Genomic DNA, 22,476 nt, shown 5'->3' with positions numbered 1-22,476 from the left:
CGAGTCTATGCCGACCGCACGCCGTCCTCCCCGCGTCCGCGCGCTCGCCGCGCCGGGCGCGCGATGCGGCGACCCCGCTCCCGCCCGAGCGGGATGAGCGCCGCCTCCTCGTCGCCGCGGCGTCCGTCGACGCGCGCGACGAGACGGCGGACGGCCTGGGCCAGGGCCGAGCGCGGCATGACCTCTCCGACGGGGCGCGCCGCGAGGAGGGCGGCGTCGGCCGCGCGAAGATCGAGCGGCAGGAACGACACGTCGTCGACCCCGCCGAATCGTTCGAGCGTGCGCCGCACCTGGCCGCGGGCGTCGATGCCGAGCGGGCCCGTGCGCAGGCGGTTGACGGCGACGACGACCGGGGTCGCGCCGACGATCGCGCGCAGCTCCGCGTATCCGCGGAGGAACCGCGCGATCCCGATCGGGTCCGCCGCGGCGACCGCGACCACGACGTCTGCCGACGAGAGGGCCGCGAGCGTCGCGGCGTTGCGGCGGGGCCCGTCGAGATCGCTCATGATCTCCTCGTCGGATTCGAGGGACGCCGCCGTGTCGACGACCGTGACGTCGGCCCATCCGCGGCACGCCTCGAGCGCCGACGCCACGCGCCGCTCCGACAGCTCGGGCCACCGCGCTGCCCGGTTCAGCCCGGGCAGGACGTCGACGATGCCGTCGGCGCCGCCCACGGGCAGGCTCAGGCGCGTGAGCTCGGCGGCGTCGAGCCCGCCGAGCTCCGCCTGACGGCAGGCGGCCGCGAAACCGGGCCCCTCGTCGGCGAGCCCGAGGGCGATGGCGACGGCGGGCGCGTGCGTGTCCGCGTCGACCAGCGCGACGTGGCCGCGCGTGCGCGCGGTCTCGACGGCGAGCTCGATGGCGACCGTCGTCCGCCCCGGCGCGCCGTGCGCGCCCCACACGGCCACCACCCGCCCGCGCTCCCCGCCGACGGCGCGCACCGCCAGGGATCCGCTCCGGATGGCCTCGGCCACGCGCCAGCCCTCCGCCGCGAGAGGCAGCGGATCGGCGAGGCCGAACGCGCGGGCGAGGCGCGCCTCGCCCGCGCGTTCGCCCAGCGCGACGATCCGGACACCGTGCCGGTCGCAGGCGCCCACCACGCCGTGCGTGAGCGCCGCGCGGGACGCCGGCAGGACGAGCGCCTCGGCGGAGCGCAGGACGTCCCACACCTCGGCCGTCGGATCGCCGAGCGAGCGGGCGATCGTCTCGGACGGCCAGGTCGCGATGACCGAGAGGCCCTCGTCCTCGAGGGCCTCGGCGAGAGCCGACCCGCGCGGCTCGTCGAGCGCCACGACGACGTTCACGATCCGGCTCCGGACTGCGGGACAGCCGAGAGCGCGGCGCCCGAGGACACCGCCGCGAGCACGTCGGCGACGCGCGCCCGGTCGATCACGAGCTCGATCGACGCTCCTGCCGCGCCCATCACGGCGTCGTCGCGGAGCACGGCGGCGACCGTCGCGTCCGCCACGAGGATGCGCGGCTCGTCGTAGACCCCCTGCTCGAGGAGGGGCGCCGCCCAGAGCTCGACCGCCGTGCCCTCCCCGACCGACGACGGCACGTCGACGGCGCTCTCGACGACGACCGTCGTGACCGCCGCCTCGTCGGCCGGCGTCACCGCCGACGAGGGGACGAGCTCGCCGGCCTCGATCGTGCGCGTCGCGACGTACCCCTCCGCGAGCTCGTGAGGCGCGAGATAGGCGTCCTCCGCGCCGCCCAGGGCGACATCGACGACCGCGAGATCGCCCGCGGTCACCGCCTCCCCCGGGACGATCGTCGTCTCGGCGGCGAGCACGGGCGCGGTCTGCCGGGCAGCCGACACGACCCACCAGACCCCGGCGATCGACGCGACGATGAGGGCGAGGCCGATGAAGAACCGCGCGTCGCCCCAGAACACGCGCCGGCGACGCGGAACGGGGGCGAGGGCGGCGACGTCGCGGACCGGGGTCGTCGTGGTCATGCGCCCATGCTGTCCGAATCGGCGCGACGCCTGAGAAAGTTATCCACAGGATGGCGCGTCCGGGTCCCCGGAGACCCGCCCCTGCCCATAATGGGGCCATGCCCGACAACTCCGACGTGCGCTACCTCGCGCCCGCTCAGGTCGCCGAGCTGCTGGGCATCGAGGCGGACGAGGTCGTCGAGCTCGTCCACGCCGGACGACTCCGCGGCGCGCGACTCGGCTCGCCCGCGCGCTGGCGCATCGAGCAGCTCAGCGTCGACGAGTACCTCGAGGACCAGCACGAGGAGACGCGGCGGATGGCCCTGTGGCGGGAGTCGAACGAGGCGAGCTTCCCCGAGCTCTGGGGCCGTCGGCGCCGCCCCTGACGGCTCACGGCGCGACGACGCCGACCGCGGCCGCCACGCGCACCCAGGCGACGGCCTCGAACGACACGATGCGGAACGCCGTGACCGCGGCGGAGCGGCGGGGCGAATCGGGGTCGTGCAGCGCCAGGTCGAGGTGATCGGCGCCGACGCGGTCGATCGTGCCCGACAGCGCGCGCCCCGACACGACGCCGATCGCCATGGCGGCCCTGCGCCGCGCGAGGTCGCGCAGAGCGAAACCGAAGGTGACCCGCTGCGCGAGGCGGCTCTCGGGCTCGGTCGGGCGAGCGCTGCGCAGGAGCTCGCCCTGCGCCGCGCCGATCGAGCGGATGGCCGGCAGCGGCACGAGCACCGCGCTCTCCGCCGCGCCGTGCGCGCGGAGCGGGCGAACCGCCATCCAGTCCGCCCCGACCGAGGTGACCGACGCCTCCAGCGACGATCCGTCGCGCAGCTCGATCGACAGGGGCGAGGCCGCCGACTGCGCGAACGCCACGAGGCGCTCGCGGAGGGCGAGGCGGGACACGCGCAGCCGCTCGGCCTCGGAGTCCAGCGCGGCCCGCTCGGCCTCCCACTCGGCCGCGAGCTGGTCCTCCAGGTCCTCGAAGAAGCGATCCCAGCGCATCTGCGAGAGCGTAGGGGAAAGCGCGCGGCCCCGTCATCCGCTCTCCACAGGCATGTATGCGGGGTTCCCGGCCGCGCGGGCGTGCTGGTTCACTCGGGCAACCCTTCTCCCCGACCGGAATGAGGCTGTCATGCCGCCGAACGCCGCGGGTGCGACCTCTCGCAGACGGTCCCACCGCACCGAGGAGGACGTCGAGGAGCTCTTCGCCCCGCAGCGCACGTCCTCCGCCGAGCTCCCCGATCCCGCGCCGCTCGTCGCGGCCCTCACCCGCGGCATCCTCGAGGCTCTCGCCGGCACGCGCGAGGTCGATCAGCTCGCGCGCTGGCTCGCCGAGGAGACGTACCTCAAGCTCGTCCAGCGCGCGAACCTGTCGCGCCGGGCGCGCAGCGCACGTCGGATGCCGGCGCAGCGCCCCGTCTTCACGGTGCGCACCATGCGTCAGATGGCGCCGGCCGACGGCGTTGTGGAGGTCGTCGTCATCGTGGCGATGCCCGACCGCACCCGCGCGCTCGCGATGCGCCTCGAGGGTCTCGACCGCCGCTGGCGCGCCACCGACATCCGGATCCTCTGACTACCGCTGCCGGTAGGACGACAGGAAGTTCCCGAGCCGCTCGATCGCCTCGCTGAGCACACGCGCCTCGGGCAGGGTCACGACGCGCAGGTGATCCGGCGTCGGCCAGTTGAACCCCGTGCCCTCGACGAGCAGGATGTGCTCCGACACGAGCAGGTCGTACACGAGCTGCTTGTCGTCGCGGATCTCGTGCACCTCCGGGTCGAGCCGCGGGAACGCGTAGAGCGCACCGTCCGGGCGGACGCACGAGACGCCCGGGATGGTCGAGAGCTTCTCCCAGGCGACGTCGCGCTGCTCGTGGAGGCGCCCGGTCGGAGCGATGAGGGCGTCGATGGACTGCACGCCGGTGAGCGCGGCGAGCACGGCGTGCTGTGCCGGCACGTTCGCGCACAGCCGCGTCGACGCGAGGAGCTGGATGCCCTCGAGGAATCCCTTCGCGTGCTTCTTGGGACCCGTGATGACCATCCATCCGGAGCGATACCCGGCGACGCGGTAGGTCTTGGAGAGGCCGTTGAACGTGAGGACGAGGAGGTCGGGGGCGACCGTGGCGGTCGGGATGTGCACGGCTCCGTCGAAGAGGATGCGGTCGTAGATCTCGTCCGACAGGATCAGCAGGGAGTGCTCGCGCGCGATCTGCGCGATCCCCTCGAGCAGCTCGCGACTGTACACGGCTCCCGTGGGGTTGTTCGGGTTGATGACGACGATCGCCTTGGTCTTGGAGGTCACCTTCGAGCGGATGTCCTCGAGGTCGGGCTGCCAGCCGTTCTCCTCATCGCACAGGTAGTGCACGGGGGTGCCGCCGGACAGGCTCGTCATCGCGGTCCACAGCGGGTAGTCGGGCGCGGGGATGAGCACCTCGTCGCCCTCGTCGAGGAGCGCCTGCATCGTCATCGTGATGAGCTCGGACACGCCGTTGCCGAGGTAGACGTCGTCCGGATCCACGTGCGGGAAGCCGGGGGTCTCCTCGTAGCGGCTGACGATCGCGCGGCGCGCGGGCAGGATGCCGCGGCTGTCGCTGTAGCCGTGCGCATACGGGACGGCCTCGATCATGTCGCGCACGATCTGGTAGGGCGCCTCGAAGCCGAAGATGGCGGGGTTGCCCGTGTTGAGCTTCAGGATCGAGTGCCCGTCCGCCTCGAGCCGCGTCGCCTCTGCCAGTGCTGCCCCGCGGATCTCGTAGAGGACGTTCTGGAGCTTCGCGGACTGGCCGAGGGGACGGAGGGAGTTCATCGCATCAGGATATGCCCGCGCCGGGCGTGGCTCGGTGCGACGAGGGCGGGCCACCGGAGATCCGGTGGCCCGCCCTCGTCGCGTCGCGCGCTACTTCTTCTTCGCGGCCCTGCGCTGCTCGCGGTTCTGCGGCACGGGCGCCGCGGCGCCGTCGTCGTCGGTCCGCTGGCCGAACGCGCCGCGCGGCGCGTCCTTCTGACGGGCGCGGTCGGTCTGCGACTTCTGGACCTGGCCGCGCTCGTTGCGCACCTCGACGTCGCCGTCCTCGCTGGGCGCCGAGTACTCGAGACGCTGCTCGGCCGGCGCCTCGGCGAGGCCCTTGGCCTCCACCTGCGGCGCGGCCTGGTCGTCCTCGCCGACCTTGCGCACCTCGACCTCGAGGTTGAAGAGGTAGCCGACGGCCTCCTCCTTGATCTGCCCCATCATCGCCTGGAACATCGAGTAACCCTCACGCTGGTACTCGATCAGCGGGTCGCGCTGCGCCATGGCCCGGAGGCCGATGCCGTCCTTGAGGTAGTCCATCTCGTAGAGGTGGTCGCGCCAGCGGCGGTCGAGCACCTGGAGCACGACGCGGCGCTCGAGTTCGCGCACGGCCTTCTCGCCCAGCTGCTCCTCGCGCTTGGCGTACGCGATCTTCGCGTCGCTGAGCAGCTCGCGCTTGAGCGCCTCGGCCGTGATGCCGCCCTTGCGCGCGCCGGCCTCGGCCACGACCTCGTCGATCGTCACGCCGACCGGGTACAGCGTCTTGAGCTCGGTCCAGAGCGCGTCGAAGTCCCAGCTCTCGTTGTGGCCGCCCGACGTGTGGTCGTCGACGATCGCCGTGATGGCGTCCTCGATGAAGTGCTCGACGCGGTCCTTGATGTCGTCGCCGTGCAGGATGGTCCGGCGGTCGGCGTAGATCGCCTCGCGCTGGCGGTTGAGGACGTCGTCGTACTTCAGGACGTTCTTGCGGGCCTCGGCGTTGCGCGACTCGACGGCCGCCTGCGCGTTCTTGATGAGGCGCGAGACGAGCTTCGACTCGATCGCGACATCGTCCGGGAAGTCGGTGCGCGACAGGAGCGCGTCTGCCGGGCCCGACTGGAAGCGGCGCATGAGGTCGTCGGTGAGGCTCAGGTAGAAGCGGCTCTCACCGGGGTCGCCCTGACGGCCGGCGCGTCCTCGGAGCTGGTTGTCGATGCGACGCGACTCGTGACGCTCGGTGCCGAGCACGTAGAGACCGCCGGCCTCGCGCACCTTGGCCGCCTCCTCCTCGACGCGCTCCTTGACGGCGTCGAAGACGGCGGGCCACTCGGCCTCGTACTCCTCCGGCGTCTCCTCGGGAGACAGGCCCTTGGCCTTCATCTCCTGGACGGCGATGAACTCCGCGTTGCCGCCGAGCATGATGTCGGTGCCTCGACCCGCCATGTTGGTCGCGACCGTGACGGCGCCGAGCTGACCGGCGCGCGCGACGACCTCGGCCTCGCGCGCGTGGTTCTTCGCGTTGAGGACCTCGTGCCGGATGCCCTTCTTCGACAGCAGGCGCGACAGGTACTCGCTCTTCTCGACGCTGACCGTGCCGACGAGCACCGGCTGACCGTTCGCGTGGCGCTCCGCGATGTCCTCGACGACCTGCGCGAACTTGCCCTGCTCGTTCTTGTAGACGAGGTCGGTCTGGTCCTTGCGGACCATGGGCCGGTTGGTCGGGATCGGGATGACCCCGAGCTGGTACGTCGACATGAACTCGGCGGCCTCGGTCTCGGCCGTGCCCGTCATGCCCGCGAGCTTGTCGTAGAGGCGGAAGTAGTTCTGCAGTGTGACGGTGGCGAGCGTCTGGTTCTCGGCCTTGACCGGGACGCCCTCCTTCGCCTCGATCGCCTGGTGCATGCCCTCGTTGTAGCGGCGGCCCACGAGGATGCGGCCGGTGTGCTCGTCGACGATCATGACCTCGTCGTTCATGACGACGTAGTCGGTGTCGCGCTTGAAGAGGGCCTTGGCCTTGATCGAGTTGTTGAGGAACGAGATGAGCGGGGTGTTCGCCGACTCGTACAGGTTGTCGATGCCGAGGTAGTCCTCGACCTTCTCGATGCCCGCCTCGAGAACGCCGACCGTGCGCTTCTTGATGTCGACCTCGTAGTCGACACCCTCCTCGAGGGTGCGCGCGACCTTCGCGAACTCGGCGAACCAGCGGTTGGCCTCGCCCGACGAGGGGCCCGAGATGATGAGCGGCGTGCGGGCCTCGTCGATGAGGATCGAGTCGACCTCGTCGACCACTGCGAAGAAGTGGCCGCGCTGGACGAGATCCTCCTTGCGCCACGCCATGTTGTCGCGCAGGTAGTCGAAGCCGAACTCGTTGTTCGTGCCGTAGGTGATGTCGGCCGCGTACTGCTCCCGGCGCACGGCGGGCGTCTGGCCCGACACGATGATGCCGGTGGTCATGCCGAGGGCGCGGTACACGCGGCCCATGAGCTCGGCCTGGTACGACGCGAGGTAGTCGTTGACGGTGACGACGTGGACGCCCTTGCCGGCGATCGCGTTGAGGTACGAGGGGAACGTGGCGACGAGCGTCTTGCCCTCACCGGTCTTCATCTCGGCGATGTTGCCCAGGTGGAGCGCGGCCCCGCCCATGAGCTGCACGTCGTACGCGCGCATCCCGAGCGTGCGCTTGGCGGCCTCGCGGACCGCCGCGAACGCCTCGGGCATGAGCTGGTCGAGCGTCTCGCCCTTCTCGTGGCGCGCGCGGAGCTCAGCGGTCTCGCTGCGCAGCTCCTCGTCGGTCAGCTTCGCGTAGTCCTCCTCGAGGGCGTTCACGGCGGTGACCACCCGCTGCAGCTGCCGTCGGACGCGTCCTTCGCCGGCACGGAGCAGCTTCTCGAACGGATTTGCCACGTATCACTCCTCGATCGGGTGCCTCATCCCGGGCGGATGGGCCAGGTCGCCGTCGAACGGCGACGGGCATACTCGCCCATGTTATCCGGCCGTGACAATGACCGGCCAGCAGACTCTCAGTCGGCGCGCTCACCCCATCCGCCAGTCCGGCGCGGTCTCGCCGTCGGACGCTGGTGTCCGCGTCCAGACCTCGACCACGTCGTCCCGCAGCACGAGACGCACGGCCGTGCCCACGGGAAGCCCGAGCTCGTCGGCCGCGAGCCCCCAGCCGCGCTGAGCGGCATCCTCGGCGAGCACAACGAGGTCGGCGGTCGCGGGAAAGGCGCCGTCGCTCGCGCAGGCCAGGACCTGCGCGTCCGTCGCGCCGGCGACCTCGCTGCGGGTCACGATGCACCTCGCCGAGCCATCCCCCGCCCCGATCGTCGCGCCATCCGGAGACGACACGGCCCATACCCGCACCGTCCCGATGGTGTCGTACGGGACCGCGTCCGCGCCCTCGAGTCCCCAGGTCTCGAGCGGCAGCTCGTACGCCGGCGGCGTCGCCGCGGGGCGGAGGATGGCCGATGGCCGCTCCTGCGCGAGCGCGGCGATGCCGATGCCCGCGACGACTCCGACCGTGAGCGAGACGCCGGCGAGGCCGAGCATCGCGCCGCCCCGTCCTCTGCGACGCCGGGGCGTCCGCTCGTCGGCGCTGGCCTCGCGCACGGCGTCTCGGACATCCGCGGGCGCGCTCGGGACATCCGCGGGCGCGCTCGGGACATCCGCAGCCGGTCCCTCGACGCGGCCGTCCCCGTCGGCCCGCCCGCGTCCGAGCTCCTCGAGCTCGTGCAGGCGGGCGAGCTCCCATGCGTCGAGTCCGCCGTTCCGGCCGTACGCGCGTCGCCGCAGCTCGTCGAGCTCGTCGCGCGCATCCCCCACGGCCAGACCCTATCCGCCCGGCGCGCTCAGCTGTCGGAGGAGGTGCGCGTTGCGGCGGCGGATGAGGCGGCGCAGATACGGAACGAGGACGAGCCGCTCCGCGATCGCGCCGAGCACCGGCGCGGCGAGCTCGATCTCATCGATCATGCGCGACCCGGTGCCGTGCGGCTCGAACACGTGAACGTGGCGGAACAGCCGGAACGGTCCGCGCATCTGCTCATCGACGAAGCGCACCCCCTCCTCCAGCTCGGTGATCGCCGAGGTCATCGTCCACGGGACGCCGAAGTGCCAGGCGCGCCAGGTGACCGTCTCCCCGAGGCCGATCGAGCCCGCCGTGACGCCCCCGATCGCGTGCTCGCGCGACGAGGCCATGGACGCGACGTGCGCATCGACGTCGAGCGACACCGCGAACAGGCGCTCCGGCGGGAAGGCGGTGTCCGTCACGATCGTGAAGCGGCTGCTCATATGGCGATGCTCGCACGGCGCCCGCTCGAGACCGCGCAGCCCGCGCCAGGTGTCGACTCCGCGCCGAGCGCCGCGCCCCTGCCGCCGTCGTCGGCGCGGACTGGCACACTCGCGCGCGCGCCGCGACTTCGGCGCCGACGCGCACACTCGCGCCGGCGCCGCACCGATGTCTCGACGTCGAGAGACGATGCGCGGCTCCTTGAGAGGATGGCCCCGAGCGGCTCGCGCCGCGGGAGGGGGATGCGGATGGCCGACACCGAGCGGATCGCGGTCGTCGCGGGGGCGAGCGGCTTCGTCGGACGCGCGCTCGTCCGCGCGCTCGAGGCGGAGGGGCGCACGGTTCGCACGATCGGCCGCGGCGGACCCGCCCGGTGGGACGACCCCGCGTCGATCGCCGCGGCGATCGACGGCGCGGATCTCGTCGTGAACCTCGCCGGGAAGTCCGTCAACTGCCGGTACACCGACCCCCATCGCGACGAGATCCTGCGGTCCCGCGTCGACACGACCCGCGCGCTCCGCGAGGCGATCGTCGCCTCAGCGCGGCCTCCACACGTGTGGATGAACGCGAGCACGGCGACCATCTACCGGCACGCGACGGACCGCCCTCAGACCGAGAGCACGGGCGAGCTCGGCACGGGCTTCTCGGTCGACGTCGCGCGGGAGTGGGAACGCGAGCTCTTCGCGGGCGACCTCCCGGCCACGCGCCGCGTCGCGCTGCGGATGGCCATCGTCCTCGGCGACGGGCCCGCCACGCGGCTGCTCTTCCTCCTCGCGCGCCTCGGCATCGGCGGCCCGCAGATCGACGGATGGTGGTTCCCCCATCGCCGCTACCGCGGGATCGGCTCCGCCCCGAGCGGCGACGGACGCGCCCCGCGGCACCGCACGGGCGGCCGCCAGCGGTTCAGCTGGGTGCACATCGACGACGTGATCGCGGCCATCCGCTTCCTCGAGACGCGCGACGACATCGACGGCGTCGTCAACGTCGCGTCTCCGAACCCGAGCGACAATCGCACGCTCATGCGGACCCTGCGCCGCATCGTCGGCGCGCGCTTCGGCCTGCCCGCGTGGCGCTTCATGCTCGAGCCCGCGATGTGGGTCATCCGCACCGAGCCCGAGCTCGTGCTGAAGAGCAGGTGGGTCGTTCCCGAGCGGCTCCTCGCCGCCGGCTTCCGCTTCTCGCACCCCGCCCTCCTCGAGGCGCTGCAGGACGTCGCGCCGCGCCGCTGACCTGCGAGGATGCCGCGAATCGGCGACCGGATCCCTTACCGCATGGCGGTCCGCTTGTCGAGGGTGCATCCGCAGTGTCACGCGCTGTCTATCATTCAGTCAGGAGCTGTTCACGAGACGTCGTCCGGGAATCCCCGCCTCCGTCGGATCGGCTCCATGTTCCCCGTCCTGACGGCGTCCGCCGTAAGTAGATACGAGGTGATTGATGACGCTTCTGGGCACCCCTTCCGGTCGCACCGCACACTCCCCGCGCGAGGTCGCTCCCGACCATGCCGCCACGCGCCTTCATGACGGGATCCTGCATCTCGTCGAGGAGTCCACACCGGACGAGGCCCAGACAGCCGATCTCCTCGCGCTCGCCGATCTCCTCGAGCGCGCGGGCCTGCAGCCGCTCCTCCTGCGCCGGACGAGTGGGCGCCCCGCCCTCGCGCTCGACGTCGAGGACAAGCCCGCCGCGCTCGCCGCGCTGGCCGCCGACGAGGGTCCGTGGGCGGCGGCGCGCTCGGCCCGACGCGTTCCCGTGCCGCTCTCCTCGGGGGTCGAGTCCGCGTTCGCGAAGGACGTCGCGGTGCTCTTCCGCCCGCGCATCGTGCCGTCGGGCACGCTGAGCTACGGCGCCGACTGCGGCGTGCGCCTCGAGTTCTGGCGTCGCGAGGGCGCCATCGTGCGCGCCCCGCGACGGAACGCGCTGACCCGCCACGTGATCGCGGCGGACGACCTCGCTCTGACGACCATCCGCCGGCATGGACGCGAGTGGCGCACGCTCGAGGGGATGTTCGACGCGGGTCCGCACGAGGTGACCTTCGACATCGACATGGTCTTCTCGTGGGTCGACGGATCGTCCAACGACTTCCAGCGCGAGCGCGCCAAGCGCATGAACGCCTACGTCGTCGGGGAGGGCGACGCGCACGCCGCGCGCTACCGCCACGTCGACGAGCTGCGCTACGCCCTGCGCAGCGTGCACATGTTCGCCCCGTGGGTCCGTCGCATCTTCATCGCGACCGACAGCCCCGCGCCGCGCTGGCTCGCCGAGCACCCGCGGGTGACGATCGTCCGCAGCGAGGAGTTCTTCGCCGACCCGACGGTCCTCCCGACGCACAACTCGCACGCCGTCGAGGCACAGCTGCACCGCATCCCGGGCATCGCCGAGCACTTCCTGTACTCGAACGACGACATGTTCTTCGGCCGTCCGGTCTCCCCCGAGATGTTCTTCACCGCGGGCGGGCTCACGAAGTACGTCGAATGCGGCGTGCGCATCGGCGTCGGCCCCTCGCGGCCGAGCCGATCCGGCCACGACAACGCGGCGCGCGTCAACCGCGACCTCCTGCGCGAGCGCTTCGGACGGGTCATCCTTCGCGACCTGCAGCACTGCGCCACGCCGCACAGCCGCGAGGTGATGTTCGAGCTCGAGCGCGAGTTCCCCGAGGAGTTCGCGCGGACGGCGGCGGCCCGCTTCCGCAGCGCGACCGACATCTCGGTCACGAACTCGCTCTACCACTACTACGCGACGTTCACCGGCCGTGCTCTCGCGACGACCGAGCCGCGGACGGCGTACATCCAGACGACGCAGCGCGATGCGCCAGCGCGGATGGGGCGACTGCTGGCCGGGCGGGACGTCGACATGTTCTGCCTCAACGACGGCAGCGAGCCCGAGCTGCCGGAGGAGCTGCGCGCTCGGGTCGTCCGGGAGACGCTCGAGGCATACTTCCCCGTCAAGGCGCCGTGGGAGAGCGACTGACCGTCACCCCACGAGCGGCAGCGGCTCCGTCGGCGGCGCGACCTGCTCGGCGACCGGCGCGTCGGATGCGACCGTGCGGGACGGGCTCGCGGGCGGGATGACCACGCCCGCGCGCTCGAGCCGGCGCGCGGTCTCCTCGGCCGAGGTGATCTCGGCGGGCGGCGCGTCCGAGAACGGCACCACCGAGTGGACGATCGTCTCGTCGTAGACGTGCACGAGGTTGTACGACTGCGCGCCGTCGCGCGGCTGCATGCCGCCGTCGGCGATGCGCAGGTCCTGCGTGTAGCACGACGACGACGCGACCGACACCGGGATCCCGGCGAACGTCGCCGTCGACGAGAAGTGCACGTGGCCCGCGAGGATGGCCCGGACGTCGCTCCCCCGCAGCACCTCGGCGAGCGCCTGCTGATCGCGCAACTCGACGAGCGTCGCGAGATCGAGGACGCACGGGATGGGCGGGTGGTGCATCGCGAGGATGGTCCCGCGCGGCGCGGGCAGGGCGAGCTCGAGCGACAGCCACTCGAGCTGCTCCGCCGACACCTCGCCGTGGTGCGCTCCGGGCACCGACGTGTCGAGCACGATGACGCGTAGCCCGTCGAGGTCGTGGACCGCGTCGACCGGTGCGTCGCCCGCCTCGCCGAGGAGCTCGCGTCGGAACGGGTCGCGGGCGTCGTGGTTGCCCATGACCCAGATCACGCGCGCCCCGAGGCGCTCGGCGGCGGGCGCGACGGCGTCGCGGAGCTGCCGGTAGGCGTCGCGCTCGCCGAGATCGGCGAGGTCGCCGGTGAAGACCAGCGCGTCGGGGCGCGCCCCGGACTGCTCGATCTCCGCGAGCATGCGGCTCACGTGCTCAGCGGCGTCGATCCCGAAGACGCCGCCCTCGGCTCTCAGATGCGTGTCGCTCAGATGGACGAGCACGTGACTCGGGCGCGCGTACTCGGATCTCCGTGGCGTCATCGACGGTCCGGCCATGTTCGCGATGGTAGCGAGGCGCCTCGCACTCTCAGCGCGACACAAGGCGATGTCCGGGAATCTCTGCGATCCGCCATCCGATCGGTACGCTCGTATCTGCATACGCGGCATCCCTTTTCGCCGCGCGGACCGGAGGTGCGGATGTCGGTGCGACACGGACTGCTGGCGATCCTGGATCAGGGCCCCTGCTACGGATACCAGCTGCGCACCGAGTTCGCGCGCCGCACGGGGGGAACGCGCACCCTCAACGTCGGGCAGATCTACAACACGCTCGAGCGCCTCGAGCGCGACGGGCTCGTCGAGCGCGGCGAACCCGACGCGCAGGGGCACGTCTACTGGAGCATCACGCCCGCCGGCCGCGAGGCGGCGCACCTGTGGCTCGAGACGCCCGTGGATCCATCCGATCGCGACGCGCTCGCGGTCAAGCTCGCCCTCGCCGCGACCCTCCCGGGCGTCGACGCGGGCGCCGTGCTCCGCGCCGAGCGCGAGGCCGTCGACGCCCGGATCGAGGGCCTGCGCGCCGCCGTGTACCCCGGCGCGGAGCAGGAGGGCCCCGAGCGGGTCGCGTGGTCGCTCATCTCCGACGCGCTCCTCTTCTCCGCGGAGGCGGATGCCCGCTGGCTCGCGCACGCCGAGGAGCGTCTCGCCGCGCATCCCGACCACGCGCTCGCGCTCGACCTCTCGACCGAGCGCCCGAAGCGCGGCCGCCCCGCGCGCCCCGTCGCCGCCGTCTGACGCTCGACTGCCGTCGCGGTTCGCGGCGAACCGCGACGCGAGCCGGCCCCGCGAACCGGCCCCGAATCGTCCCCTCCCGCGCACCCCGAACACCTGCCACAACTAAAGCGCTTTACATTGCGCCGATTCTCCCGTACGCTCGCTCATCAGCACCCGGAGAGCGCGAAGGCGCGTGCTCCCCGATGAGTGCCTCGAACACGAGGAGAAGGAACATGGCAAAGAAGGCATGGGCAGGCGCCGCGATGCTCGCCGGCGGTGCGCTGCTGCTGACCGCGTGCGGCGGAGGCGCGGCGAACGACGCCGACAACACCATCGACGGCGAGCCCTCGGGCGAGATCAAGGTCGTCACGTGGCGCACCGACCTCGTCGAAGACGGCACGTTCGGGAAGTACGCGGAGGAGTTCCAGAAGCTCCACCCGGACGTGACCGTGACGTTCGAGGGCATCACCGACTACGAGGGCGAGATGAAGACGCGCCTCAGCACGACGAACTACGGCGACGTCATCGGCATCCCCTCGATGCTGCCGAGCCAGTACGAGCAGTTCCTCGAGCCGCTCGGCGAGACCGAGGAGCTCGCCGACACGTACCGCTTCCTCACGACGCACACCTACGAGGGCACGCAGTACGGCCTCGCGATCGGCGGCAACGCCAACGGCATCCTCTACAACAAGCGGGTGTTCGAGGAGGCGGGCGTCGAGACGCTGCCGACGACCGAGGACGAGTGGCTCGAGGCACTCCGCCTCGTCGACGAGAACACCGACGCCATCCCGTACTACACGAACTACAAGGACGGATGGCCGCTGTCGCAGGCCTTCAGCAACCTCGGCGCGATCACGAACGACCCCGACGCGGGCATCACGCTCGCCGAGGACCCCGAGCCGTGGACCGAGGGCACCGACGTCTACGCGATCGACTCGCTGCTCTACGAGACCGTCGCGGCGGGTCTCACCGAGGACGACCCCCTCACGACGAACTGGGAGAAGTCGAAGGTCGACTTCGCGACGGGCAGGATCGCCACGATGGCGCTCGGCTCCTGGGCCGTGTCGCAGATGCAGGCAGCGGCCGAGGAGAACGGCGCCTCCCCCGAGGACGTCGGCTTCATGGCCTTCCCCGCGAACGTCGACGGCCAGCAGTACGCCACGATCGGCGGCGACTACAACCTCGGCGTGAGCCGCCACTCCGAGCACAAGGCCGCGGCCTGGGCCTTCATCCAGTGGCTCATCGAGGACTCGGGCTTCACCGAGACGCAGAACATGATCTCGACCGTCATCGACAAGCCCGCGCCCGACTACCTCGCCGAGCTCGAGTCCGCCGGCGTCGAGCTCCTCGAGACGAACCCCGCGCCCGAGGGCAAGGAGAACCTCCTCCGTGAGATCTCGGACACCGCGCAGATCGACCTGTGGGGCCCGCTGTACCGGCAGAAGCTCGTCGACATCGCCCGCGGCGCCGCCGACGGCGACAAGGACACCTACTTCGCCGAGCTGAACGCGACCTGGAGCGACGCCCAGGCCCGGGTCGGCGAGTAAGCCCCCTCACGAGACGGAGACACCATGACGACCTCGGCTCCCGCCGGCGCATCCGCCGCCACGCGCGCCGCCGTCATCGTGCCCTCGCCCGAGCGCCGGGGGAGCGGCTCGCGCCGCGACCCCGGCGCCCCCGGGCGCGGGGCGCCGACGAGCCGGACCGCTCTGCAGCGACTGACCCCCTGGTTCTTCCTCTCGGGAGCGGTGGGCCTGCTGCTCCTCTTCAGCTACTGGCCCGCCCTCAACCTGCTGTACTACAGCGTCACGGACTGGGACGGCCTCGACCTCGAGAAGAACTTCGTCGGGCTCGAGAACTACATCGAGGTCTTCACGAACCCGCGCATCTTCAGCGTGTTCGGCGTGAGCCTCTACTACTTCGCCGCGTCCTTCGCGCAGATGGCGATCGCGCTCTACTTCGCCACCCTCCTGAGCTTCTCGACGAGGTTCTCGAACTTCTTCCGCGGCGTCCTGTTCTTCCCGTATCTCATCAACGGCGTCGCGATCGGCTTCGTCTTCCTGTACCTCTTCCAGCCGGGCGGCACGCTCGACACGGTGCTCTCCTGGTTCGGCGTGGCAGAGCCTCCGCAGTGGCTCGGCGACCCGGAGGTCGTGAACTACTCGCTCGCCGCGACGTCGGTGTGGCGGTACACCGGCCTCAACTTCGTCCTGTTCCTCGGCGCGATCCAGTCGATCCCCGGCGACCTGTACGAGGCCGCCGAGCTCGACGGCGCGAGCCGCTGGCAGCAGTTCTGGGCGATCATCTTCCCCGGCATCCGCCGCATCATCGGCCTCTCGTTCATCCTCGCCATCTCCGGCAGCCTGAGCGTCTTCGAGGTCCCGTTCGTCATGACCGGCGGCGCCAACGGATCGAGCACGTTCGTGATCGAGACCCTCTCGACCGCGTTCAGCTTCCGCAACGTCGGGCTCGCGTCCGCCATGGCGGTCGTGCTGCTCGCGATCGTCCTGCTGGTGACGTGGATCCAGCGCCTGGTGTTCCCCGACGAGAAGGTTGACCTGACATGACCGCGATCGCATCCGCGCGCACCCCGCTCATGCGGCTGCGCAGCATGAGCGCCACGACGGCCAAGTACGTCAGCCTGATCATCGGCGCGGTCCTCACGCTGCTCCCGCTGTCGGTCGTGCTCATCGCCGCGCTCAAGACCGAGCAGGAGTACCTGCAGACCGGTCCGTTCGACCCTCCGGCCAACTGGCTCAATCTCGAGAACTTCGCGACGGCGTTCGAGAGCGGCCGGATGCTCGAGGGATTCGTCAACACCCTCATCGTCCTCGGCGTCTCGCTCGTGGGCACGATCATCCTCGGCACGATGTGCGCGTACGCGCTCGATCGCTTCGCCTTCCGCGGGAAGAAGCTCATCTTCGGGCTCTTCCTCGTCGCGACGCTCATCCCCGGCGTGACGACGCAGGTGGCGACCTTCCAGCTCATCAACGGCATGGGCCTCTACGACACCAAGATCGCGCTGATCCTGCTCTTCATGGGCACCGACATCATCGCCATCTACCTGTTCATCCAGTTCATGTCGTCGATCCCCGTCTCCCTCGACGAGGCGGCCATGATCGACGGCGCGAGCCGGTGGACGATCTACTGGCGCGTCATCCTGCCGCTGCTGCGCCCCGCGATCGCGACCGTCGTCATCATCAAGGGCATCGCGGTCTACAACGAGTTCTACATGCCGTTCCTCTACCTGCCGTCCGAGGGGCTCATCTCGACGTCGCTGTTCCGGTTCAAGGGGCCGTTCGGCGCGCAGTGGGAGCTCATCGCCGCCGGCTCGATCCTCGTCATCATCCCGACCCTGGTCGCCTTCCTGTTCCTGCAGAAGTGGATCTACCGGGGCCTCACCTCAGGAGCCGTCAAGTGACCGACATCCTCGCCCTCGCCCCCGCCGTCATCCGCCGCGACCTGCACGAAGGCTGGAGCGCGCGCGCCGTGGCCGGCCCGGTCCCGGAGTCGGTCGCGGGCGTGACCATCCCCGCGACGGTGCCCGGGTGCATCCACACCGATCTGCTCGCGGCCGGCCTCATCGACGACCCGTACCTCGACGACAACGAGGCCGCCCAGCGGTGGATCGGGCTGACCGACTGGACGTACGAGACGACGTTCACGTGGTCGGCGGATGGCCATGAGCGGCACGATCTCGTCTTCGACGGTCTCGACACGGTCGCGACCGTGACCCTGAACGGGCGCGTCGTGCTCGAGTCCGCGAACCAGCACCGCACCTACCGCGTCGACGCGCGGGCCGCGCTCGTCGAGGGTGACAACGTGCTCGTCGTGGCGTTCTCCTCGCCGGTGAAGTACGCGGGCGCCCGCAGCATGGAGTACGGCGCCCGACCGCGCCCGTACCCGCTGCCGTACGAGGCCATCCGGAAATCCGCCGCGAGCTTCGGCTGGGACTGGGGCATCGCGACCGCGACGAGCGGCATCTGGCGGCCCGTGCGGCTCGAGTCCTGGTCCATCGCGCGCATCGCCGAGGTGCGCGTGGACGCCGCGCCGACCCCGGAGGGCGGCGTGCTGCGCGCAGATGTGCGCGTCGAGCGCGCGGACGCCGATCGCGCGCTGCGTCTCGCGGTCGAGATCGACGGCCGCACGGCCGAGGCGGAGCTCGCCACGGGGACGGACGCCGCGCACATCGAGGTCGCGGTCCCGGGCGCCGCGCTCTGGTGGCCTGCCGGCTATGGCGAGCAGCCGCTGTACGACGTGCGGCTCGCACTGTCGGCCGAGGACGAACCGCTCGACGCGGCGACCCGTCGGGTCGGCTTCCGCTCGGCGCGCTGGGACACGACCCCCGATGCCGACGGCACGCCGTTCGCGCTGCACGTCAACGACGTGCCGGTGTTCGTCAAGGGCGTGAACTGGATCCCCGACGACGCGCTCGTCACGCGCGTCGACGCCGCACGCTACGAGCGTCGGCTCCGTCAGGCGCAGGCCGCCGGCATCAATCTCATCCGCATCTGGGGCGGCGGCATCTACGAGTCGGACGACCTCTTCCGCCTCTGCGACGAGCTGGGGCTCCTCACCTGGCAGGACTTCCTGCTCGCGTGCGCGGCCTACCCCGAGGAGGAGCCGCTGCGTGGCGAGATCGAGGCCGAGGCGCGCGATCAGATCGTGCGGCTGTCCGCTCACCCCTCGCTCGTGCTCCTGTGCGGCAGCAACGAGAACCTCATGGGCTTCGCGGAGTGGGGATGGCAGACGGCCCTCGACGGTGCGACGTGGGGTGCGCACTACTACTTCGAGCTCTTCCCGTCGCTCGTCGCCGAGCTCGCGCCGCACATCCCCTACGCTCCCGGCAGCCCGTTCAGCCCGAACGGCGAGGGCCCGAGCGACGACGCCCACGGATCCGTGCACCTCTGGGAGCAGTGGAACCGCCAGGACTGGCTCACCTACCGCGACCACCGGCCGCGCTTCGTCGCCGAGTTCGGATGGCAGGGCCCGGCGACGTGGACCACGCTGCGCGACGCCGTGTCCGACGATCCGCTCACTCCGGAGTCGCCGGGGATGATCGTCCACCAGAAGGCGATGGAAGGGAACACGAAGCTCACGAACGGGCTCCTCCCCCACTTCCGCATGCCGCGCGACATGGAGGGCTGGCACTGGGCGATGCAGCTCAACCAGGCGCTGGCCGTCCGGACGGCTCTCGAGCACTTCCGGTCCTGGGCCCCGCTCACGATGGGCGCGATCGTCTGGCAGCTCAACGACTGCTGGCCGGTCACGAGCTGGGCGGCGATCGACGGCGCCGAGCGGCTGAAGCCGCTGTGGCACGCCCTCAAGCAGGCCTTCGCGCCGCGGATCGTCACCATCCAGCCGCGAGGCGACGAGCTCGCTGTCGTCCTCTCGAACGACACGGGAGAGACGTGGGAGGGCACGCTCACGACGGCCCGGCGCGGCTTCGACGGGACGGCCATCGCGGAGGACGCGCAGCCCTTCTCGATCCCGCCGCGCGGAACGACGACGCTCCCCCTTCGCCCGGAGCTCGCGACGCCGGATGACGCGGCGGCCGAGCTCGTCGTCGCGACGGCGGGCGACGTGCGGGGCCTGTGGTTCTTCGCCGAGCCGCGCGACTCGCGCCTCGCTCCGGCCGTCCTCGACTTCGAGGTGCGCCCCGTGGACGGCGGCACCGAGATCGAGATCACCGCGCGGAACCTCGTGCGCGACCTGTCCCTGCTCGTCGACAAGGCGCATCCCGACGCCGTCACGGAGGACGGGCTGTTCACCCTGCTGCCCGGCGAGACGGCCGTCTTCCGCGTGCGGCATCCGGAGCCGATCGATCTGCCCGCCCTCCTCTCGGAGCGGGTCATCCGCACGGCCAACGAGCTGGTCGCGCGATGACCCTCGACGACGGATACGTCTGCGGCATGACGTGGGGGTGGACCGGCGTGCGCGGCACGTGGGCCACCCCCGCCGCGGCCGACTCGATGCGACGGATGGCCGACCACTCCGTGACCTGGACGGCGCTCGCCTACGGCGCGCTGCAGGACACGGCGATCAGCACCGACATCCGCTTCCAGGACGAGCCCACCGTGACCGACGACGAGATCGTCTGGGCCATCCGCGAGGCGAAGGCGCTCGGGCTCAAAGTCTGCCTCAAGCCCGTCGTGAACGTCGCCGACGGAACCTGGCGCGCGCACATCGGCTTCTTCGACTGGGACGTGCCGGGCGAGCCGAGCTGGACGCAGTGGTTCGCGTCGTACCGCGCATTCATCCTGCACGCCGCGCGCATCGCAGAGCGCGAGGGCTGCGAGATGCTCTGCATCGGCTGCGAGATGGTGCGCGCCGACGCGCGCGAGGCCGAGTGGCGGGCGCTCATCGCGGATGTCCGCGCGGAGTACCGCGGTCTCGTCACCTACAACTGCGACAAGTACCAGGAGGACCGCGTCACCTGGTGGGACGCGGTCGACGTCATCAGCTCCAGCGGCTACTACCCCGAGGATGCGTGGGAGGCGCAGCTCGATCGGATCGAGCCCGTCGTCGCCGCCCACGGCAAGCCGTTCCTGTTCCTGGAGGCCGGATGCCCGTCGCGCGAGGGGTCGGCCGCGCTCCCGAACGACTGGAGCCTCGCGGGCGCGCCCTCGGGCGAGGAGCAGCTGCGCTACTACCGGACGATGTTCGCCGCGTGCGATGCGCGCGACTGGGTGCGCGGCTTCATGCTGTGGGACTGGCCCGCCCAGCTGTACGCCCCCGACGAGGCGGCGCGCAACGACGACTACTGCCCCTACGCCAAGCCCGCGGGCGGATGGCTGCACGACGCGTACGCGGAGCGCGGCCGCGCGCCGGGAGGAGAGAGATGACCGTCCTGTCGATCGACGCCGGCCAGACCGGCGTGCGCGCCCGCGTGGCCGGAGGCCTCGTGCGAGAGTCCCCCGGGCTCCGCACGCACGAGCCCTTGCCCGTGCAGCTCGCCGCGGCCGCGCGGCGAGCGATCGACGAGGGCGAGACCGATGTCGACGCCGTCGTCGTCGGGGCCTCGGGCCTCGTCGACGGCGGCGCCGACGCGGCCGCTCTGCACGCGCTCCTCGCCGATGCCGGCGTGCGCGAGGTGCGGCTCGCCCACGACTCCATCACGTCGTACCTCGGGGCCCTCGGCGATGTGCACGGAGCGGTCGTCGCCGCGGGGACCGGCGTCGTCACGCTCGCCGTGGGCCCCGAGAGCTCGTGCCGCGTCGACGGATGGGGGCACATCATGGGCGACGCGGGCAGCGGCTACTGGATCGGCCGGGAGGCGCTCGACGCGGTCATGCGCGCGCATGACGGCCGCGGACCGGCGACCCTGCTGAGCGACGACGTGCGCACCGTGTGGCGCGACCTCGAGACGGCCTACATCCTCCTCCAGTCCGACCCGTCCCGCGTGAGCAGGGTCGCATCGTTCGCGCGCGCGGTCGCGCGCCGTGCGGCCGACCGCGATCCGGTCGCGCTCGACATCTCGCGGCGCGCCGGCGAGCAGCTCGCGCTCAGTGTCGTCGCCGGTCTCCGCCGAGCGGGGCTCGAGGGCGCGGACGCTCCCGTGGCCCCGATCGGCGGCGTCTTCGGCTCGGCTCCGATCGCCGATGCCTTCTCGGCCGCGCTCGGCGGGCGCGCTCCCCGTGCGCGCATCGTGACCGCGCGCGGCTCGGGCCTCGACGGCGCGAGCCTGCTCTCGGGCGTGGGCCCCGGCCATCCGCTCGCCGCCTCGGTCGCGGTCGTGCGACGCTGAGCCGGCCCGCGCAGGCGTGGCATAGGGTTCTCGTGTGGCGGGGACACGACGGCGCACGGGGCGGGTGACGATCAGCGACATCGCGGCGCGCGCGGGGGTGTCGATCGGGGCCGTGTCGTTCGCCCTCAACGGCCGCAAGGGCGTCTCGGAGGAGACCCGTGCGCGCGTGCTGCGGGTCGCCGACGAGATGGGATGGGCCCCGGCCAGCAGCGCCCGCTCGCTCGCGGAGGCGCGCACCGAGACGTTCGGGCTCGTGCTCGCACGCGATCCCCGCAACCTCGGCGTCGAGGCGTTCTACATGAAGTTCTTCGCGGGCCTCGAGAGCGAGCTCGCTGAGCGCTCGTACAGCCTGCTGCTGCAGGTCGTCCCCACACCCGAGGCCGCGTACGCGACCCTCTCGAAGTGGCACAGCAGCGGCCGCGTCGACGGCATCATCCTCACCGACCTCGAGCTCGACGACCCCCGCATCGGCCTCTCGAAGGCGCGCAATGCGCTTCCCACCGTCGTCGTCGGAGACCCGGCCGTCTCGGGCGGGCTCACGACCGTGTGGACCGACGACGCGACCTCGATGCGGTCGGCGGTCGGCCACCTGCGCGAGCACGGCCACACGCGGATCGCCCGCGTGTCGGGCCTCGCCGCGCTCGCCCACACGAGCATCCGCGATGACGCGTTCGTCGCCGAGATGACGCGCGCGGGGCTCGAGCCGACGCTCGTCCACACCGACTACTCCCCCGAGGACGGCGCACGGGCGACGCGCGCGCTGCTCACCTCGCCGCAGCGCCCCACCGCCCTCATCTTCGACAACGACGTCATGGCGGTGGCCGGGCTCACCGTCGCGATGGAGCTCGGCGTGCGGGTGCCCGACGAGCTGTCGATCATCGCGTGGGACGACTCGGTCCTGTGCGAGCACACGTTCCCGCAGCTGACGGCGCTCAGCCACGACGTCGTCGCCTTCGGCGCGCACGTCGCCCGGCGCCTGTTCGACCTCATCGACGGCGCCGCCCCGGCCGCGCACCTCGACTCCACCGCCCTCCTGCGCCCGCGCGGATCGACCGCCCGTGCGCCGCGGGAAGCGCCGTAGGATCGAG

The 22,476-nt window shown here is 71.7% G+C and carries 20 protein-coding genes; 12 read left to right on the top strand and 8 right to left on the bottom strand.

Features of this window, described 5'->3' with window-relative positions:
• Nucleotides 1–5 precede the first annotated feature (5 nt).
• Both ACOWU6_RS00630 and ACOWU6_RS00625 read right to left on the bottom strand, forming a co-directional pair.
• Entirely contained in the window at nt 6–1,304 is a 1,299-nt protein-coding gene (locus ACOWU6_RS00630; protein ID WP_421074365.1) for an AAA family ATPase, read from the bottom strand.
• Nucleotides 1,301–1,957 carry an SAF domain-containing protein gene (locus ACOWU6_RS00625; protein WP_282978639.1) on the bottom strand — a complete coding sequence of 219 codons (657 nt, stop codon included), beginning with the start codon at nt 1,955–1,957 and terminating at the stop codon, nt 1,301–1,303. The genes ACOWU6_RS00630 and ACOWU6_RS00625 overlap by 4 nt, the downstream gene beginning before the upstream one ends.
• A gap of 98 nt (nt 1,958–2,055) precedes the next feature.
• On the opposite strand from ACOWU6_RS00625, the gene ACOWU6_RS00620 reads away from it, so the two are divergent.
• Nucleotides 2,056–2,322, top strand: coding sequence for a helix-turn-helix domain-containing protein (locus tag ACOWU6_RS00620; RefSeq protein WP_282978640.1), 267 nt, complete (start codon nt 2,056–2,058; stop codon nt 2,320–2,322).
• A gap of 4 nt (nt 2,323–2,326) precedes the next feature.
• On the opposite strand, the gene ACOWU6_RS00615 is transcribed toward ACOWU6_RS00620, so the two are convergent.
• Nucleotides 2,327–2,941, bottom strand: a complete 615-nt coding sequence (locus ACOWU6_RS00615; protein ID WP_421074364.1) for a hypothetical protein — start codon at nt 2,939–2,941, stop codon at nt 2,327–2,329.
• 130 nt (nt 2,942–3,071) lie between these two features.
• On the opposite strand from ACOWU6_RS00615, the gene ACOWU6_RS00610 reads away from it, so the two are divergent.
• Nucleotides 3,072–3,512, top strand: a complete 441-nt coding sequence (locus ACOWU6_RS00610) for an Rv3235 family protein (protein WP_421074363.1) — start codon at nt 3,072–3,074, stop codon at nt 3,510–3,512.
• Here the strand turns inward: ACOWU6_RS00610 and ACOWU6_RS00605 are convergent, their stop codons facing one another.
• The 4 genes from ACOWU6_RS00605 to ACOWU6_RS00590 form a co-directional block, all read right to left on the bottom strand.
• A complete protein-coding gene (locus ACOWU6_RS00605; protein WP_271172795.1) occupies nt 3,513–4,742 on the bottom strand; it encodes a pyridoxal phosphate-dependent aminotransferase in 1,230 nt (409 codons plus the stop codon).
• Nucleotides 4,743–4,832: 90 nt separating this feature from the next.
• Complete coding sequence (secA, locus tag ACOWU6_RS00600) at nt 4,833–7,607, bottom strand: preprotein translocase subunit SecA (protein WP_271172796.1); 2,775 nt, start codon at nt 7,605–7,607, stop codon at nt 4,833–4,835.
• Between the two features lie 129 nt (nt 7,608–7,736).
• Nucleotides 7,737–8,525 (bottom strand): hypothetical protein, encoded by a 789-nt coding sequence (locus tag ACOWU6_RS00595; protein WP_421074362.1) that lies wholly within the window; start codon nt 8,523–8,525, stop codon nt 7,737–7,739.
• A 9-nt stretch (nt 8,526–8,534) separates the two neighbouring features.
• Nucleotides 8,535–8,990, bottom strand: a complete 456-nt coding sequence (locus ACOWU6_RS00590) for an SRPBCC family protein (RefSeq protein WP_421074361.1) — start codon at nt 8,988–8,990, stop codon at nt 8,535–8,537.
• A 246-nt stretch (nt 8,991–9,236) separates the two neighbouring features.
• Between ACOWU6_RS00590 and ACOWU6_RS00585 the strand changes: the two genes are divergently transcribed.
• Together ACOWU6_RS00585 and ACOWU6_RS00580 are read left to right on the top strand one after the other, a co-directional pair.
• A complete protein-coding gene (locus ACOWU6_RS00585) occupies nt 9,237–10,217 on the top strand; it encodes an epimerase (RefSeq protein WP_421074360.1) in 981 nt (326 codons plus the stop codon).
• A 205-nt stretch (nt 10,218–10,422) separates the two neighbouring features.
• On the top strand, nt 10,423–11,955 hold the full coding sequence (locus ACOWU6_RS00580; RefSeq protein ID WP_282978646.1) for a stealth family protein: 1,533 nt from the start codon (nt 10,423–10,425) through the stop codon (nt 11,953–11,955).
• Nucleotides 11,956–11,958: 3 nt separating this feature from the next.
• Here ACOWU6_RS00580 and ACOWU6_RS00575 read toward each other — a convergent pair whose 3' ends face one another.
• Nucleotides 11,959–12,927, bottom strand: a complete 969-nt coding sequence (locus ACOWU6_RS00575) for a phosphodiesterase (RefSeq protein ID WP_421074359.1) — start codon at nt 12,925–12,927, stop codon at nt 11,959–11,961.
• A gap of 141 nt (nt 12,928–13,068) precedes the next feature.
• On the opposite strand from ACOWU6_RS00575, the gene ACOWU6_RS00570 reads away from it, so the two are divergent.
• The 8 genes from ACOWU6_RS00570 to ACOWU6_RS00535 all read left to right on the top strand — a co-directional run bounded on the left by ACOWU6_RS00570 (nt 13,069) and on the right by ACOWU6_RS00535 (nt 22,469).
• Complete coding sequence (locus ACOWU6_RS00570; RefSeq protein WP_282978647.1) at nt 13,069–13,662, top strand: PadR family transcriptional regulator; 594 nt, start codon at nt 13,069–13,071, stop codon at nt 13,660–13,662.
• 212 nt (nt 13,663–13,874) lie between these two features.
• Nucleotides 13,875–15,188: an ABC transporter substrate-binding protein gene (locus ACOWU6_RS00565; RefSeq protein WP_421074358.1), complete on the top strand. Its 1,314-nt coding sequence runs from the start codon at nt 13,875–13,877 to the stop codon at nt 15,186–15,188.
• A gap of 24 nt (nt 15,189–15,212) precedes the next feature.
• Nucleotides 15,213–16,208, top strand: a complete 996-nt coding sequence (locus ACOWU6_RS00560; protein WP_421074357.1) for a carbohydrate ABC transporter permease — start codon at nt 15,213–15,215, stop codon at nt 16,206–16,208.
• Nucleotides 16,205–17,062 carry a carbohydrate ABC transporter permease gene (locus ACOWU6_RS00555; protein WP_282978652.1) on the top strand — a complete coding sequence of 286 codons (858 nt, stop codon included), beginning with the start codon at nt 16,205–16,207 and terminating at the stop codon, nt 17,060–17,062. The genes ACOWU6_RS00560 and ACOWU6_RS00555 overlap by 4 nt, the downstream gene beginning before the upstream one ends.
• On the top strand, nt 17,059–19,527 hold the full coding sequence (locus tag ACOWU6_RS00550; protein ID WP_421074356.1) for a glycosyl hydrolase 2 galactose-binding domain-containing protein: 2,469 nt from the start codon (nt 17,059–17,061) through the stop codon (nt 19,525–19,527). The genes ACOWU6_RS00555 and ACOWU6_RS00550 overlap by 4 nt, the downstream gene beginning before the upstream one ends.
• Nucleotides 19,524–20,486: a glycoside hydrolase family 113 gene (locus ACOWU6_RS00545; protein WP_421074355.1), complete on the top strand. Its 963-nt coding sequence runs from the start codon at nt 19,524–19,526 to the stop codon at nt 20,484–20,486. The genes ACOWU6_RS00550 and ACOWU6_RS00545 overlap by 4 nt, the downstream gene beginning before the upstream one ends.
• Nucleotides 20,483–21,388, top strand: coding sequence for an N-acetylglucosamine kinase (locus ACOWU6_RS00540; protein ID WP_421074354.1), 906 nt, complete (start codon nt 20,483–20,485; stop codon nt 21,386–21,388). The genes ACOWU6_RS00545 and ACOWU6_RS00540 overlap by 4 nt, the downstream gene beginning before the upstream one ends.
• Before the next feature lie 34 nt (nt 21,389–21,422).
• The gene (locus ACOWU6_RS00535; RefSeq protein WP_282978656.1) at nt 21,423–22,469 is read left to right on the top strand and encodes a LacI family DNA-binding transcriptional regulator; all 1,047 of its coding nucleotides are present in this window, start codon (nt 21,423–21,425) and stop codon (nt 22,467–22,469) included.
• Nucleotides 22,470–22,476: the final 7 nt, after the last annotated feature.

The organism is Microbacterium sp. SA156 (assembly GCF_049065455.1).
Classification (GTDB): domain Bacteria; phylum Actinomycetota; class Actinomycetes; order Actinomycetales; family Microbacteriaceae; genus Microbacterium; species Microbacterium barkeri.
This window is presented reverse-complemented; position numbering and strand designations above follow the sequence as displayed.